Source organism: Deltaproteobacteria bacterium (genome assembly GCA_019309545.1).
In the GTDB taxonomy this organism is placed as follows: domain Bacteria; phylum Desulfobacterota; class Desulfobaccia; order Desulfobaccales; family Desulfobaccaceae; genus Desulfobacca_B.
Genome location: JAFDGA010000021.1, coordinates 21285 through 37472 on the forward strand (window position 1 = coordinate 21285; position 16188 = coordinate 37472).

A 16188-nucleotide genomic window follows, 5' to 3' on the forward strand; every position below is an offset into this window, starting at 1 on the left:
AATGATTGGAATTTATTTTAACTGATTTCCAGGAACAGATCGGCACTATCACCTTCAATCACCCGGCTAAACGCCATGCCTTAAGTAGGGCCCTGGTCAGTGAACTAATTGCGGCTTTATCTAAATTTAGGAATCAAAAAGCCCGGGCGTTGATTTTGCGTGCTCCTCCAGGGTCCAAGGTCTGGTCGGCCGGAGTGGATATCACCGAATTCCCACAGCCAGGGGAAGAGGCGCTGCCGTATTATGGTCATATAGAACGGCTTATCCGGGCCATTCAACATTTCCCGGCTCCAGTGATCGCCATGATTGAAGGAAGCGTCTGGGGCGGGGCCTGCGAGTTAGCCCTGGTTTGCGATATCCTGATTGGCGCTGATACCGCCAGCTTCGCCATTACCCCGGCCCGCATCGGAGTGCCTTATAATCCTGCCGGTATCCTGCATTTCATCAATAGGGTGGGAATGGCTACGGTCAAGGAGATGTTCTTCACGGCCCAGCCGATTGCCGCCCCACGGGCCTTGGCGGTGGGTATCCTTACCCATTTGGTCCCCGCGGCGGAGTTGGAAAGCTTTACCTATCAGATGGCCAGGATAATCACTTTAAATTCGCCGTTGAGCATCTCGGTAATCAAAGAGCAACTCCGCCTCCTGGGCAATGCCATGCCCTTGAGTCCGGAGACTTTTGAGCGCATCCAGGGGTTACGTGAAAAAGTTTACCACAGTAAAGACTATCTGGAAGGCCAGCAGGCATTTCTGGAGAAACGTCCGCCAGAGTTTAAAGGAGAATAGAAAGTCATCATTTTTTAAGGAATTCAAAAGGGAGAATTTCCAAGCCATGCCAATTTATGACTTTGTCTGTCCGCATTGCGGGGCCAGACGGGATATGCTGTTACTCCCGGGAGACTTGGGGGAGGATATTCTCTGTCCGGCCTGCGGCCTAGGAACGCTGATCCGAGTTGTCTCCGCTTCGGAGCTCCCCTCAGAACGCTGTACCGGACCGGCTGGACCTACTAAGGGTGGCCATTCCGGGGACGCCCCTGAGGATAGTTGAAGAATTTTCTAGAATTGTGCAAGTATAAGTTGGCCCGGATTTCCGGGCCGAGGTGGCGGTGATAAAAAGGCTGACTGAATTGGGCCGGATACTGTTAGGTCGTCGGCCTTTACACTTACAGTATCTCCAGGTTGAAGTTACCACCCGCTGCAATCTCCCCGGTTGTCAGATGTGTCCCCGGTCGGCCTGCAAAGACCGCTGGGACGCCCATGACTTGAGTTGGGAGGATTTTGAGCGGCTGCTTCCGAGCATAGCCCGGTTTGAACAGGTCCACTTAAGCGGCTGGGGGGAGCCTCTGGTGCATCCCCGCCTCTGGGAAATGGCACAGGTGGCCCGGGCCCAAGGTTGCAAAGTGGGCCTGACCACCAATGGTTTGGGCCTGACCGAGGCGGTGCAGGCCCAGGTGCTGGAGCATCTGGATATGGTGGCCATCTCCGTGGATGGGGCTCAGGCCGCGACCTATGAGAGGCTGCGGCCGGGAGGCGATTTTGACCGCTTGACCCGCCAGATCGGCTCCTTATGCGCTCGCAAGCGGGAAGTGGGGAGCCGCCGTCCGGAGGTGGTGTTGCTGTTTATGAAAATGCGGCCGAATATCGGCGAGTTGCCGGAATTTATTGAATTGGCCGCCACCCTGGGAGTGGACCGGGTTAATGCCACCAACCTGGATTTTATTCCGGTGCCGGAGATGGAACCCCTGTCACTGTATACCCATGCGGCAGTGGAACCAGCCATTGACGAGATTAGCCACCAGGCGGAACAGAAAGCCCGGGAACTAGGGTTGCCGTTTCGCAACTTCCCCCTCCACCCCATTTTAGATCTGATGGTATGCGATGCCAATCCCCTAAAAAATGCCTTTGTCACTGTCTTCGGAGAGTTTTGCCCCTGCGTTTACCTGGGGCTGCCGGTGGGGGAGGGTTTTTCTCGGCAATTTTTCGGACAGACCTACACCGCCCACAATTATTCCTATGGCAATGTTCGAAGCGGTGATTTTTTAAAACACTGCCAACAGCTGGCCTATCGTCAGTTTACCGATTTTTTCCGCCATCGGGTCGGCCGGGTACCCGGTCTGCTGACCGAACTGGTCCAACGGGGCACCGTCCCAAGCCAACAAAAGACCATCCGCCCGCAATCTGCCCGACCAGAACCTCTTTATCCCTGGCCGCCGGCCTGCCAGGGCTGTTATAAGACCCTGGGGTTTTGAACTCTATTCAAAGCCTTCCCCTTAAGTCGATTTCTGGCGGGTTATCGAAGTTTCTGCAAGAGCCAGGCGATGTTTTCAGCCAGATCGCTGATGGTTTTAAGACCCTCATCATCCTGGGCCACCTCGCCGGGCTGATGGCCATAAGCTATCGGCCAGTAGCTCGACCCTGGCACCACCATTCCCATGATGGAAAAGAAGAACATCAGTTGGGCATAGGTAAAATTAACCCCGGCCCGGCGGGCCACGACCACCGGGGCACCGATTTTCCGGTAAAAAATATTATCGCCCAGGCGAGCTAGATATCCGGCCCGATCTAACAAGGCCATGATATTAGGGGAGGCGGAGCCGAAGTAAACCGGGGAGCCAATCAGCAGGGCCTTAGCCTGGCGCATCTGTTCATAAATGGGCATGAAGTCATCCGCCAAGATGCAGACATTCTTCTCCTCGGCGCACTGCAGGCAGGCAGTGCAAGGCAAAATATGCTTATTATGGAGAGAGATCAGGGCGGTGGTAAAACTGTGTTGCTGGAGCACCTGCAGGGCATGGTTGAGCAGATATTGGGTATTGCCCGCCGCGCGGGCAGAGCCAGAGATAGCCAGCACGTCCATGAAGTTCTCCTCTTTAGGTAAAAAGTAGGAAATATAACGGCCGCTGGCCAGACCAGCTGTCTGGGCCTTAGTCAGAACCCAGGTCTAACCCGTAGGCCTGCTCAAACTGGGCGATAATCCCGGCCGCCCACTGCTGATCGGCTGCGGCCACCCAAATCGCTCCCCAACCCTCGCGAGCCGTAAACAGGCCATCATAGGCGGTATCCTCAAAAGTTCGTAAAAAATAATCGACTCCGGCCTGATCCAGAGCCCGGGTCAGCAGGTCGGCTTCAAAGCGGTTCGCCAAAGTGCGCAGTCTGACATAAGGCATCGGAGAAAATTTCTCTTTTCCGGAGGAAAAATAATTCTAAATCCCAGAAAAAAAGGCCGGAACCCCGGCCCGGATAAGAATAACCCCAGGTAACCACGCTGCTGACTGCCCCTCACCGCCAACCTTTTCAATCTCTTACTCCTCTGCCACTTTCATCCTCTCTTGTTGGGAATTCACCGCTTCCTTTCGGAGGCGGAACTTCCTTAAAGAGATTCTGAAACCAACAGCCATCCAAGATTTACTCGGGTTGCCAGCCATTGACAACCAGTGCCCCTTGGCTTCCTGGGGTCAATTTTATAATAATAACTGTTGTTGTATTTGTCAAGATATTTTTTCGCAATCCAGTTAATAAATTTAAATCGGACCCGGTTTGCCCTCCGACAACCGGTGACGCGCGGAGCCGCCTTTTTACAAATTACTTGTCCGGAAACTTTTTCCCATGTATAGTTAAATCTTGGCATTGATTATTCGGATCATGGTTGGGCTTGATTAACCCGGCCGAGAAAATCTGTCTCAGAAACGAGGACCGGTATCCCTAATTACCTAAAATCGAACTTTTTTGGCCATAAATTACTGGTATGGCAAATCCTCCCCCATTTCTCTCGACCAGGGAGCAGATATGGCAGCTAAACTGATCATGGTTACCGGAGGGGCCGGGTTTATCGGCTCACATGTGGTGGACCTCCTGTTAGAGCAGGGGCACCGGGTGCTGGTGGTCGACGATCTCTCCACCGGCTCAAGGGCCAATCTCAATCCGCAGGCTGAATTTCATCAGTTGGATATTCGCCGTCCTGAGGTTTATGATCTGATTTTACAGACTAAGCCAGCGGTCATCTGCCATCAGGCCGCCCAGGTCAGTGTCAGGAATTCAGTGGCTGATCCGCTCTACGATGCCACGATCAATATCATGGGGTCTTTGAACCTGCTCCAGGCCGCGATCGAGACTAGAGTGGAAAAATTTATTTTCGCTTCCACCGGCGGCGCTATCTATGGCGAACAGGATTATTTCCCCGCCGATGAGCAGCATCCGCTGCGGCCGGTCTGTCCCTATGGGGTCGCCAAGCTGGCGGTGGAGAAGTACCTCTACTATTATCAGCAGGAGTATGGCCTTAAGTATGTGGCCCTGCGTTACGCCAATGTCTATGGGCCCCGGCAGGATCCTTACGGGGAGGCCGGGGTAGTGGCCATCTTTGCCGAGAAGATGCTGAGCGGGGAACAGGCGGTGATTAATGGCGACGGGTTACAGACCCGGGACTTTGTTTATGTTAAGGACGTGGCCCGGGCCAACTGGCTGGCCCTTGGTGCCGACGTTCAGGGCGAAATCAATATCGGCACCGGTCTGGAGACGGACATCAACACCCTGTTCCATTATCTGAAGGAATTTACTGCCGCTTCTATGGAGGAGTACCACGGCCCGCCCAAATCCGGGGAGCAGCGGCGCAGTGTGATCAATTTCGGCAAGGCCCGGGCGCAACTGGGCTGGGAGCCGCAGACCCCCTTGAAGGAGGGTCTGGCCGCTACGGTGGAGTATTTTCGCCACCATTCAACCACCTAGGAAGATCCAGACAGAAGCTAACCCGCGTTAATACCGTTGGAACTACCGGAGAAGGAAAGCTCAGCAAAGAACCGGTTCAGGACCTTTCAGGAGATTTCTCCAATCCCAGGACCGGTAGAATAAAATAAAAATCATTGCCCTCCGAGGTAGGTTCATAGCCTACCTGGCCGCCGTGGGTTTCGATGACGTTGCGCATAAAATAGAGGCCGCGGCCAGTTCCCACTTCTCCTCCGATATTGCTGCCGCGATACCCTTCATCAAAGATATGCTCGATGTCTGGGGGCGGAACATGAGGCCCGGAGGAAAAGACATTGAAGCGGATTCCATCTTTGCCCGGGCCGAAAAAATCTTTGACCAATTGACGACCGAAAGAAACATATTTACGGCCCGACGGGCTGGGGCGGGTATATTTCACCGCATTAGAGAAAAGATTAGCGTATACTTGGGCAATCAATCCCTTATCTACGGATAAGGTGAGATCTTCTTCCGGGACCCCGCCCAGGCTTTCGTCGATTTCGATCTGGCGTTCCCGGAATTTGGGCAAAAACAGTTCCAACTGCGGAGCAATGATCTCGCTACGGACGTTGCAGGTCCGACGTCGGAGGACAAAGTGGCCTTTCTCGAAATGGCTGGGCCGGAATAGGGATTCTAAATACAGGCTGATGCCTTGATAATGCTTTTCCAGATTCTGAAAATCTTCTTCGATGCCTTGAATCAATTCCTGCAGGGCCGGGGCTATTTCTCGGGCTTTGGCCTCGGCTGCGGGGGCGGTCGGAAGACCACGGCACAGGTCATGCAAGGACATGATTTTCTTTTTTAAATGGCGCAAGTAAAGCGTCAGGCTGATGTTCGGGGTGATGACATTATGTTCGATGTCGGCCACCAGACTATTGATAAACCGAATATGCTGGATGTTCTGCCAGAGAATGATTTTGTTATTTAAACAGTAGCCCAGACGGTTAGTATATTTTTCAAAGAAAAACTTGTCAGACTCGGAAAGACCATCCACCGGAAAGATTTCCAGCATGCCGATCACCTGGTCCTTGGCAAAAAACGGCAACCGTTCCACCAACAAACGATTGCCCCGGATCGGAATAATCCAGGAGGACCCGACCTCATAGGTGGTGCTGGAAAGATAAATATACGGAGGTGGCGGCGTCATTTCAGGCTGGAGTCCAGTCAAACTGTCGCACACATACTCCATCCGGCCGGCATCGCTAGACACCAGACAGAGGCGGCTGTCCCGGTCAAAGAACTCCTTAATGACCGTAATGCAGACCCGATAAAGGTTTTCCAGGGTTTCATATTCCTGGGACAGGTCGAAGAAGGTTTTAATCGCATCATCCTGTAACCGGCCGAAATTGTATTCCTGGAAACTCTTTTTCTTTTCCTGGACGCGTTGGCGAACCACATCTAGATCAGTGGGTTCCATGGGTCGGATTCCTTTAACCGCTGTCTCGGAGATTTCACCTACCAGACATTGCTCACAGCCTGAACATCAGATGCATGGCGTTGCATGAATTGGGGCATCAGGGTCCTAATAAAGTGCTTTCAAAGGAGAAGGGGATTTAACCTAATGTCTTGGTTAATGAATCCCAGTCAGTCTTTTTGTATATTTTGGGATAACCGGGAAAAATAATAACTGGCAAGCATCTTGAGTGATCCATTTATATATTATCATATTTAATAACTGCCCTTCAAGGCAGTGTAGATTTGCCTTACCTAGTTTCGCCACCGTCTATAGCTCTTACTCGGGTCGCAAAAAATGGATGGGGGCAGAGAAAAACCGCTTTTGGGAAGGGGGAGGGGCCGACAATCCCCCTTTTTCCCCATCAAATTAACCTTTTAAATGCTTCGAGAAATAAATAGCCGTTGCTTTAGCAACCGATCTTGCCTGACCGGGCATAGTGTTTAACCCCTTCCTCATAAAGGTCGTGCCCCCGGCAATCATTGATGACGATAGTAGGAAAATCCTCCACCACCAGCCGGTGGATGGCTTCCGGACCCAGATCCTCATAGGCCAGGACCTGAGCCTCTTTGATGGCCTGGGCAATCAAGGCCCCGGCCCCGCCGGTCGCCCCCAGGTAAACCGCTTTATATTTCACCAGGGCGTCGATCACTTCCGGGCTGCGCTTGCCTTTGCCGATCATGGCCTTGAGTCCCCGAGCCAGAAGCTGGGGGGTATAGGGATCCATCCGGTAACTGGTGGTGGGGCCGGCCGCCCCGATCACCTGACCGGGCCGTGCCGGACTGGGACCCACATAATACATCACCTGACCCTGGAGATCAAAGGGCAGCTCCTGGCCGGTGTTCAACAGGTCAATCAGACGCTTATGCGCCGCATCCCGGGCGGTATAGATGACACCACTCAGCAAAACCTTATCACCAATCTGCAGATCGGTGACCTGCTGGTCATTCAAAGGGGTGGTTAATTTTATGGTTCTGGACATGGACTGCTCCTTATAACACTACTTCCTGGTGACGGCTGGCATGGCACTGGACATTAACCGCCACCGGCAGACTGGCAATATGGCAAGGTATCAGGTTGATATGGACGGCCAGGGAAGTAAAACGTCCCCCCAACCCCTGGGGGCCGATTCCCAGATCATTGATCAGGGTCAACAACTCTTCTTCCAGGACGGCCAACTCCGGGTCGGGATGCTGGCTACCCACCTCCCGCAACAGGGCCTTTTTGGCCTGCAGGGCGGCCTGCTCAAAGGTGCCGCCGATACCCACCCCAATGATGGTCGGCGGACAGGGATTGGCTCCCGCCTCCCGGACCGTTTGCACCACCTTCTCTTTGATCCCGGCCAGGCCCGCGGCCGGGCGCAGCATATAGACCCGGCTCATGTTTTCGCTGCCGCCGCCTTTGGGGACCACGATCAGCTTTAAGCGGTCGCCGGGCACGATGCTGGTGTAGATCACCGCCGGGGTATTATCGCCGGTGTTTTGGCGGGTAAGGGGATGGCACAAGGATTTCCGCAAGTAGCCTTCCTGATATCCCTGGCGCACGCCTGCCTGAATAGCCTCATTAAAGTCGCCCCCGACCAGATGGACCTCCTGCCCGACCTCGGCAAAGACTACGGTCAGGCCGCAATCCTGACAGAGGGGGATCAGCTTTTCCCGGGCAATGCGGGCGTTTTCCAATAATTGCCGGAATACTTCTTGGCCGGCCGGGGATTCTTCCTCCCGCAGCCCCTTTTCCAAGGCCCGGATCATATCTTCCCCCAGCTCAAAATTAGCCGTCATCGCTGCTTGTCTGACCGCCGCGGTCACTTCTTTAACGTTGATTTCTCGCATCTTTTTTTCTCATTTATATCTTTATGTTACTCCGCGTTTAAAAGGTTAATTTAAGGGAGGGCCGGGGGACCGTCAGCCCCCCTCTCCCCTCAAGCTCTTTTCCCCACCTTAAAAGATTGCGGAAAGGATGACAATTGAAATCGCTGGTTTTTTTAGAACTTGTCTAAGATCCCCCGGACCGTTGTGAGCAGTTGTCTCAGGTTATAAGGCTTCCTAAGGAACCAGGTTTTTTTGGCCTGGAAAACTTCCTGTCCCACAGAGTCCTCGTTAAAACCGCTGGTGAGAACCACTCTGGCCTGGGGATCGAGTCCAATCAATTCTTCCAGACATCTCTTACCCCCCATGCCCGGCATCGATAGATCCAAAATAACCAGATCTAGATATCTGGCCTGCTGTCGATAAATCTGTAACGCCTCCTCGCCGCTGGCCGCAGTAATTACCTGATAACCATACCTTTTCAACATGTTTTGACCTAAATCTCGCAGGGTTTCCTCGTCATCGACGAACAGGATGGTCTCTGTCCCCTGCCAGGAAACCTCTAAAGCCTTCTTTACCACTGGTTGGGCCAGTTCACCGGCTTTGTCCAAAGCCGGCAGATAAATTCTGAAAGTGGTTCCTTTCCCGGGTTCGCTGGAGCAATTTATGTATCCCCCATGACTTTGCACCACCCCATAGACCATGGCCAGCCCCAAGCCGGTGCCCCGACCGGGCTCTTTGGTGGTAAAGAATGGCTCAAAAATGCGTTCCATCAGCTCTTTCGACATGCCGCAGCCCGTATCGGAAACGCTGAGTAAGACATAATCACCGGGTTTGACCCCCAGATGATCTTGGCGGTGCTGATGGTCTAAAGTGAGGTTTTCGGTGGCCAGGATTAATTTCCCTCCTGCTGGCATGGCATCGCGGGCATTAACCGCCAGATTTAACAGCACCTGCTCAAGTTGAATCGGGTCGGCATGGACCGTCCATAAATTACGCGCCTGCCGTAATTCAATGGCAATCATCCGGGGGATAGTTCTGACCAAGATCTTTTCAATTTTCTCAATGGCCTCATTGAGATTGACCGGTTGGAGATTGCTCTCTGCCTTCCGACCTAAGGTAAGAATTTGCTGGATCAATTTAGCCCCCTGCTGGGCGGCTTTGTTTATTGTTTTTAATTCAGCAAAGCCAGGATGATCATTGTCCAGCTCCAAGAGAAGAATTTCGGCATAACCCTGAATAGCTTGAAGAATATTATTGAAGTCATGAGCAATGCCGCTGGCCAGGGTCCCCACTGCCTCCATTTTTTGGGCCTGTTGGAGTTGTGCCCGCAGGTTTTTCTCAGCGCTGACATCGATAATAAAAGCCAGCGTAGCCGGTTCGCCCTGATAGTCTATTAGCGCCAGCCTCACTGCAACATTAAAAGTTTGGCCATTCTTTTTCAGGGTTTTGACCTCGTAAGGGGGGACTTCCCGGCCCGCCAAACTATCTGACCGCCTCTGTCGGACCATTTCTCGCAGCTCCGGAACAGTGAAAGACCCCACTTCGCGACCCAAAATTTCCCTGGCATGGTCATAGCCAAACATTTTGAGCCAAGCGGGATTGACATAAACGTATTTTCCGTGCTGAACTATGCTGATCCCTAGCGGGGCTGATTCGATCAGGTTGCGCATTTGGACTTCTGAAGCCTGCCGCGCCTCCTCCGACCGCTGGCGCGCTTCCCTAAGTTCGATACTGTGCAGGGCAAAACCCAGATCTTCCCCCACATCTTGGAAAAGCTCTCGCTCCTCCGGGTAAATCGCCATTTCGGGGGGGATGGAAACACTTAGCAACCCGTAGGTTTGGCCGTTATATTCCAATCGGCAAGTCATGGCCACCCGGCCTTGGTATTGATGAGCCAAGGGACAATCACCACAAGCTGACGGCGGATTCAGAATTACCACCGGAGCCGTTTGGGTCAGGGCCTGAAGAGCACAGTAAATTAACTCACCACGTTGCAAGCGCTCCGGCAGGGGGTGAAAGTTATTACCCAGTCCAGATTCAGCGGCTTGCACAAATCGCCCGGATTCATCCAAGAGTGCGATCCAGGCGGTTAAATAACCCCGCGTCTCGATTAATTTGTCGCAGGCGTGCTGGATCAGCCGGTCGCGCTCTATTTCCGGGGTGATGACTTGGCTGACACCGCGGACCGCCCGCAATACGGCGTTGAGGTGCTCAATCCGCTTCTCGGTCTGACTTTTGTGAAAAGCGATTTCGATAGTAATGTGCAATTCTCGGTTGTCAAAAGGTTTTAAGATATATCCGAAAGGTTCGGTTAATTTGGCGCGCTTCAAGGTCTGCTCATCTCCATAAGCGGTGAGGAACACCACCGGGATTTTGAAACAGGAGCGGATCTGCTCCGCGGCCGCGATACCATCCATCTCACCTGATAAGACAATATCCATCAGCACCAAATCGGGGTTATGGGTTGCGGCTATTTCTACCGCTTCCTCCCCCGAGGGCACGATAGCGGCAACACTGTAACCCAGGTTCTCCAGCGTCCGTTGCAGATCTTCGGCGATAATCCTTTCATCTTCCACGATCAAGATACGCTTTTTCATTAGTCGATCCTTTGTAGTAGTCATCCTTAGCGCTTAGCAGAAAATTCGATGATAAATTCGGTGCCGCCGGTCCGATTCAGCCGGATTTTCCCCTGGAGCTGTTCTTCAATTAAGATATGTACCAGATGCAGGCCTAATGATTCGGCTTTGTTAAAGTCGAAATCTTCCGGCAGCCCCACGCCGTTGTCGCGGATGATTAATTCCAGCTTCTGATCACCCATAGAATGCAAGCTGAGGTTAATTTCACCTTTTTTATGGTCTGGAAAGGCGTATTTCAGGGAATTGGAGACCAGTTCGTTGATGATCAGGCCACAAGGAATGGCGATGTCAACCCCCAGGTGAACGTCTTCCACCGCCAGTTTCAGGGCAATTTTCGTCGAATCGGCTCTATAAGTTTGATACAGCCCCTCTACCAGGGTCTTGATGTAAGAAGGTAGGTCAATCCTGGCCAGGTCCGGGGATTGATATAGTAACTCATGCACCAGAGCCATGATTTTTATGCGGTTCTGACTGTCCTGGATAACCTCACATACCTTGGGGTCATCGGCATATCCGGCTTGCAGCTTGAGCAGACTGGAAATAATCTGCATATTGTTTTTGACCCGGTGGTGGATCTCCTTCAGAAGCACTTCTTTTTCTCGGAGCGAGGCCTTAATAAGCTCCTCGGCCTGTTGGCGCTGAATAATTCGCCACATTCCGGCCATCAGCAGAGTAAGTTGGCGGACATCAGATTCGTCATAGTCCGAGGGTTTGTTACCTACGCCGGCGACCAGGACAATATGATTACCCTCGAAGATCGGCACATTCATATGCCGCCTGATCTCAACATGGCCCTCGGGATAGCCCTTTTTCCAGGGGTTGGGCGCGGTATAATCATTGGTGATTATCGGCTGGCGCTGCCGAATTGCTTCGCCCCAGAGTCCGGTGGTCTCTACCGGGTAATCTATCGGCTTATCGGCGATGCGACATTCAGCCATGGCGCTTTTCGACCAGCCATACATCGTCAGAACCGACTCGTCTTCATTCGTAAAGGCCAGATAGCCGATCCTGCTTTTAGTAAGGGAAGTTCCTTCTTCCAGGGCAAAGTTTATGATCTCCTGGGGGGTGGCATGCGTCAGTTGATGAAGTCTTAATAGGGCCTCCAGGCGAGATTCATTTAATTTTAACACCTCCTCGGCCAGTTTACGGTCGGTGATATCGACCCAGTTTGCCAAATAATACTTGAATTCCCCGTTGCTCCTTATCGGAGTGGAATTGATTTCCACCCAGAATCGCTGTTCATCCTTATTCCGGAAAATTTCCACTAGCTTGGATGTGCCCTCACCCATAGCTGCCCTCAGGTCTGCAGCAGTTTTTTCCACGGTTTCCGGCGTCCACCACGGATAGGGGGCCTTTTGGCCAATAAGCTCTGTGGAGGAAAAACCGGTTAGCCTTTCCAGGGCCGGATTCACATACCTTATGGAAGTATCTGGATTAATAACAACTATCGGATGCGAAGAATTAATCAAAATATTGTTTCTAAACTCTTCGCTTTCCCTTAGTGCCTGCTCGGCCTGCTTGCGGGCGGTAATGTCGCGTGACACCTCCACTGCCATTTTCGGACGTCCGTCTGGATGTCGGCCCGCCACACCGGCGCAGCGCCATAAATACATTATCTGGCCGTCGGCGCCAATTACTTCAGTCTCATGTTCATGGATTTGACTGTCCTGGAAAACCTTGCTGACAAGGCAAGATTCGCAAGGCTCTTCTCGCCGATGATAGACCGCGTAGCATTTTTTTCCCACTAAGTCGGGTCCAAATAATCGCCTGGCAACCTCGTTAACAAACAAAATATTATGATCTTCATCTATCATGCTAATATGATCAGGCACCGATTGGATAATCCCGGTTAGTCTTTCTTCACTTGCTCGCAGCGCCTCTTCGGTCAGCTTCCGTTCGGCGATTTCTGCCTCAAGCTGGCGGTTCTTCTCTTCAATAATTTCCCGCTCTCTTTTTGAGGCTTCTACCAGGCGGGCCTGCAGATCCAAATTGCGCTTGTCGGACCTCCAGATAATCCCTATCCCACCTAATAGAAGAAGCGCTAAGGACCCGAGCACCACCGGCAGATGCCAGGGAGACATGGAACCGAATACCTCGGTTATGGGTAGAGCACCGTGCAGACAGAAGGGCGTGTCGTGAATCGGAACCCAGAGGGCAATCATCTTCTCCTGGGTCCGATCATTGCTGACTGTCCGAACCCCTTGGGATTCACCGGGATTTATTCTGCCGAGGTCGGGGAGCAATGAGTGGCGTAGGTCTGTATGCCGATATACATCTAAGTAGGGTCCATCTGGCTGTAACAGTATGATGTGGAGAATCAGATTCGAGGCTCCGGACCCTCCAGCAATTAGATGGGTGTAAAGGGTTTTGGTTGAGACCCAGGCAATAATCTGTCCGGCATAGGTGCCTTTAAAAACGTAGGGAGTGGAGACCATTACCTTCACCAGACGACGCCCGAGGGGTTTGACAAGGATGACCGGGCCCGAGCCTTCCGGGGCCAGGAATTGTTGCCAGTTCCACTCATCCTGCCGTTTGGTGTCTGCCGACCGGCTATCCACCAAACATTCTCCAGAACTATCAATAAATACGATGCGGGTATAGATCGGTCCGGGACCCAGATGCCTTTCATTCCGGAGACGATCAAAACACTTTTGGATAGCAATCAGGCTAGCCCTGAGGCCATATTCCATGGACATTCCCAGGGCCTTATTTTCAAAGAATAACGAGATCTCCCGGCTGTGGGCGAGATCTCGCAGATCTTGTTTCCGCTCGGAATAGAAATAGCTCACTGCGGCGGCACGCTTCTCCAGATCCTGCCGTAAATTTTTCAAAGCCAACTTTTGTAATTCCACCTGGGATAAGTAATTCTCTCCGATCAGGAAAGCGATGAATCCGGCCAGCGCTATACCCATCAGCAAGGCGATGAAATACCTTTTTATTAAGGGGTGCTGAGTATTGTCCATCTTCTCCGTCTGCTTTCCGATGAAATAATTACCTCCAAAAAAATGCCAACCGTTTTTACCGCTACAAAAGCTTAACCCTTCTCAGGCTAAAGCTTTCGATCGCTTCCTACTCCTGGTCCGGAACCGCCTTCGATGTCGGAGACTACTTTCTCTCTAAAAAAATCTGGATAATAGTCTAAAACCGCAGGATAGTATTTCTTTACCAGGCGTAAGTAGGTGCCCTCCCTTTTGCACTTTGCCAAAAACTGATTAAAGGCGTCCCGCAGTTGCCGGGAGGTTTTAGCAAAGGCACAACCCATTTCCTGTTGGGGAGAAAGAGGACCGATCACTTTGACCTTGCCGGGCCACTTCTCCAGGGCGATCAGGGCATCAGGGACATCCAAGAGGGTGCTCTCGGCATCGCCCTGGATGACTGCCGGGGCTAACTCGTTGACATTTCCAGCGAACAGTTTCACCCTGACGCCAGTCTCTTTCAACCCGTAAAGAGCCGGGTCGAGGCAGGTATTGGCCTTCCCCAGAATGGTGTGTCCCTTTAAAAGGGCTTTAACCGCACCGATATCCTTTCTGATATCACCACTGGGAACAATGGGCTTCAGGGGTGAATCGGCGCGGGCGATTAACCAGACCTGGGTGGGAAACGTAGGGGTGGAATAATCCACAATTTTTTGCCGCCAAGGGAGAATGGTGAAGCCATTGGCGACCATATCGCCTCTGATCGGCACCTTCCCGATGACCTGGATCTCGTCACCCATAGGTTTCACTTTTTTCCCCGTCAGGTCCCCGATCACATTCTTCCAGGAAGTTTTGATGAACTTATACCTGACCCCCAGATATTTGGCAAAGAGTTTTACCAGTTCCACATCCATGCCGTCCCCGCTGCCGGTGACAAAATTGGCGTAGGGAATGCCAAGATGTCTCAGAACCCCTCTTTCTTTAACTTCCTGAAGATCGCCCCCCGAGACGGTGCCAGTGAAAACGACAGCTAACAGGATGATCGAATACCACCACGTTGCCACGAAAACCAAAAGGATCTTCCGCCATCTTAACCAACGATTATACATCCCATCTCCTTACTTTGATAAAGGATATATATTTTCAGTCACTCCTTTCCCGGCGCCGGTTTCGGTTTCAAGAGGAAACAGGTGTCTTCTGGTTGTATACCAGCCAAAGATTTCCTCTACCGGTTTGCGCCGGCGTTGACTGAGGGCGTAACCCGGACGGCGGGTAGCGGCGGTCCATGGCAGATTTCCTCCCCTTGCCGTTTTGGGCCCCATGCGGCACGGCATTCAAAGCCAGCAGCGATTGGACAAACTCCCGAGTACCACAAGCCTTATCACCGTCCACGGTAATGCGAGACCCCGGCCGGAAACTCTTCAGGGAGGCCCAAGCCGCCATCACGGTGCTGTCCCGGTGAAATGCTCGTCCGACAGCGGTTCGGCCAGGGCTTGATTCACCATGTTCCGAATCGGCCGCAGCGGATGGTCCTGGGGCACTCGAGCTTCCGGAGAAAGGTAGCTGAACATTGCTTGCTGGTGTACATCGTCACCCCGCATAGTCGTTGCCTCCGTATAAGATCTTGTTATCCTTGAGTATAGCACCTTTTGGGCTTTAAAGACAGTACTTTTTGGCGCTCTCAAGTAACGAGTTTTTCAACAGCCTGTTAGGACATGAGAACCGCAGCACTACCGAGATTTATCTACATTCCATCGGAGAAGCGGAACGGGAAGCGATGGCGGTATTTGAACGGGTAAGCCCGGAAGAGCTTTCCGGGGAAGGTTTCACACAAAGTCTCACACAGAAAAAACAAAGGTTAGCCAAATCAGCTAACCCGTTGATATCTTTGGTGGGCCGTCAGGGTCTCGAACCCCGAACCTACTGATTAAGAGTCAGTTGCTCTACCAATTGAGCTAACGGCCCATACCTTGACTGGCCTTGATTATCGCACATTTTATAAAAATTGGCAAAAATTTTTCATTTTATGCGCGCCTTCGCGCACAGTTCGCGCAAACTAGCTTGAAGGCGTAGCCCAATATTTAATCAGATTTTTCCAAGGCTTCGGCGATCTTGATGACGGTGTCTAAGACTTTTTTTTATGGTATTATTTAGATAGTCATTACTCAGAGCGTGTAATTGATTAACTTTTCAGGCTGCATATTGGACGTGTTGCCCCGGGAAATTAATTGGCGACGATGTCCGGTTTACGTTGGCGACTACGGCGGTAGCTTCTCAACTTGCTCAGCAACTGCGTTTGATTGCCGGGGCGTTGACGACCCAGGGCATTGCTTTGGACAGCTTGAGACTGTTGCAAAACGATACGTAAATATTACTAAAAATTAATACAAAAAAGACTCCCAAAATGCTTAACTTATGGTAATATCAAGGAAACATTTTTCTGGAGCTGATATGAGCAAAAAGGGCCGAGCCAACGGTTCATTCTTTGGCAACCATATTTATGAAAGCCTCTTGGCCCGGCGGTCCCACCTCCTTTATGAACTGGGTCAGGTGGTGGACTTCAGCTTTGTCCGCCATGCCTGCCGGGACTTTTACGTGGATTGGGGCCGGGACGCCTGGGACCCGGTGTTGATGTTC

The 16188-nt window shown here is 52.1% G+C and carries 15 protein-coding genes and 1 tRNA gene; 5 read left to right on the plus strand and 11 right to left on the minus strand.

Features of this window, described 5'->3' with window-relative positions; translation table 11 throughout:
• The first annotated feature begins 5 nt into the window (after positions 1-5).
• Genes scpB through JRG72_07930 form a run of 3 tightly spaced genes read left to right on the plus strand, consistent with a single transcriptional unit; the run spans position 6 to position 2248 of the window.
• On the plus strand, positions 6-785 hold the full coding sequence (scpB, locus tag JRG72_07920; GenBank protein MBW2135143.1) for a methylmalonyl-CoA decarboxylase: 780 nt from the start codon (positions 6-8) through the stop codon (positions 783-785).
• Positions 786-831: 46 nt separating this feature from the next.
• Entirely contained in the window at positions 832-1047 is a 216-nt protein-coding gene (locus JRG72_07925) for a zinc ribbon domain-containing protein (GenBank protein ID MBW2135144.1), read from the plus strand.
• A gap of 58 nt (positions 1048-1105) precedes the next feature.
• The gene (locus JRG72_07930) at positions 1106-2248 is read left to right on the plus strand and encodes a hypothetical protein (protein MBW2135145.1); all 1143 of its coding nucleotides are present in this window, start codon (positions 1106-1108) and stop codon (positions 2246-2248) included.
• Positions 2249-2289: 41 nt separating this feature from the next.
• Here the strand turns inward: JRG72_07930 and JRG72_07935 are convergent, their stop codons facing one another.
• Positions 2290-2856, minus strand: a complete 567-nt coding sequence (locus JRG72_07935) for a flavodoxin family protein (protein ID MBW2135146.1) — start codon at positions 2854-2856, stop codon at positions 2290-2292.
• 67 nt (positions 2857-2923) lie between these two features.
• Positions 2924-3166: a DUF2007 domain-containing protein gene (locus tag JRG72_07940; protein MBW2135147.1), complete on the minus strand. Its 243-nt coding sequence runs from the start codon at positions 3164-3166 to the stop codon at positions 2924-2926.
• Between the two features lie 619 nt (positions 3167-3785).
• On the opposite strand from JRG72_07940, the gene JRG72_07945 reads away from it, so the two are divergent.
• Positions 3786-4721 (plus strand): NAD-dependent epimerase/dehydratase family protein, encoded by a 936-nt coding sequence (locus tag JRG72_07945; GenBank protein ID MBW2135148.1) that lies wholly within the window; start codon positions 3786-3788, stop codon positions 4719-4721.
• A 76-nt stretch (positions 4722-4797) separates the two neighbouring features.
• On the opposite strand, the gene JRG72_07950 is transcribed toward JRG72_07945, so the two are convergent.
• The 9 genes from JRG72_07950 to JRG72_07990 form a co-directional block, all read right to left on the minus strand.
• Positions 4798-6153 carry a sensor histidine kinase gene (locus tag JRG72_07950; GenBank protein ID MBW2135149.1) on the minus strand — a complete coding sequence of 452 codons (1356 nt, stop codon included), beginning with the start codon at positions 6151-6153 and terminating at the stop codon, positions 4798-4800.
• Between the two features lie 445 nt (positions 6154-6598).
• Positions 6599-7171: a Fe-S-containing hydro-lyase gene (locus tag JRG72_07955; protein MBW2135150.1), complete on the minus strand. Its 573-nt coding sequence runs from the start codon at positions 7169-7171 to the stop codon at positions 6599-6601.
• Between the two features lie 10 nt (positions 7172-7181).
• Positions 7182-8021 (minus strand): fumarate hydratase, encoded by an 840-nt coding sequence (locus tag JRG72_07960; GenBank protein MBW2135151.1) that lies wholly within the window; start codon positions 8019-8021, stop codon positions 7182-7184.
• 152 nt (positions 8022-8173) lie between these two features.
• Positions 8174-10597, minus strand: coding sequence for a response regulator (locus JRG72_07965; GenBank protein ID MBW2135152.1), 2424 nt, complete (start codon positions 10595-10597; stop codon positions 8174-8176).
• A gap of 26 nt (positions 10598-10623) precedes the next feature.
• Complete coding sequence (locus JRG72_07970) at positions 10624-13599, minus strand: PAS domain S-box protein (protein ID MBW2135153.1); 2976 nt, start codon at positions 13597-13599, stop codon at positions 10624-10626.
• A gap of 86 nt (positions 13600-13685) precedes the next feature.
• Entirely contained in the window at positions 13686-14660 is a 975-nt protein-coding gene (locus tag JRG72_07975; GenBank protein ID MBW2135154.1) for a transporter substrate-binding domain-containing protein, read from the minus strand.
• Positions 14661-14727: 67 nt separating this feature from the next.
• Positions 14728-14994 carry a hypothetical protein gene (locus JRG72_07980; protein MBW2135155.1) on the minus strand — a complete coding sequence of 89 codons (267 nt, stop codon included), beginning with the start codon at positions 14992-14994 and terminating at the stop codon, positions 14728-14730.
• On the minus strand, positions 14994-15152 hold the full coding sequence (locus JRG72_07985) for a hypothetical protein (GenBank protein MBW2135156.1): 159 nt from the start codon (positions 15150-15152) through the stop codon (positions 14994-14996). The genes JRG72_07980 and JRG72_07985 overlap by 1 nt, the downstream gene beginning before the upstream one ends.
• A 288-nt stretch (positions 15153-15440) precedes the next feature.
• Positions 15441-15516, minus strand: a tRNA-Lys gene (locus JRG72_07990).
• 486 nt (positions 15517-16002) lie between these two features.
• Here JRG72_07990 and JRG72_07995 point away from each other — a divergent pair.
• The coding region (locus JRG72_07995; protein ID MBW2135157.1) for a hypothetical protein at positions 16003-16188 on the plus strand (186 nt) is incomplete at its 3' end.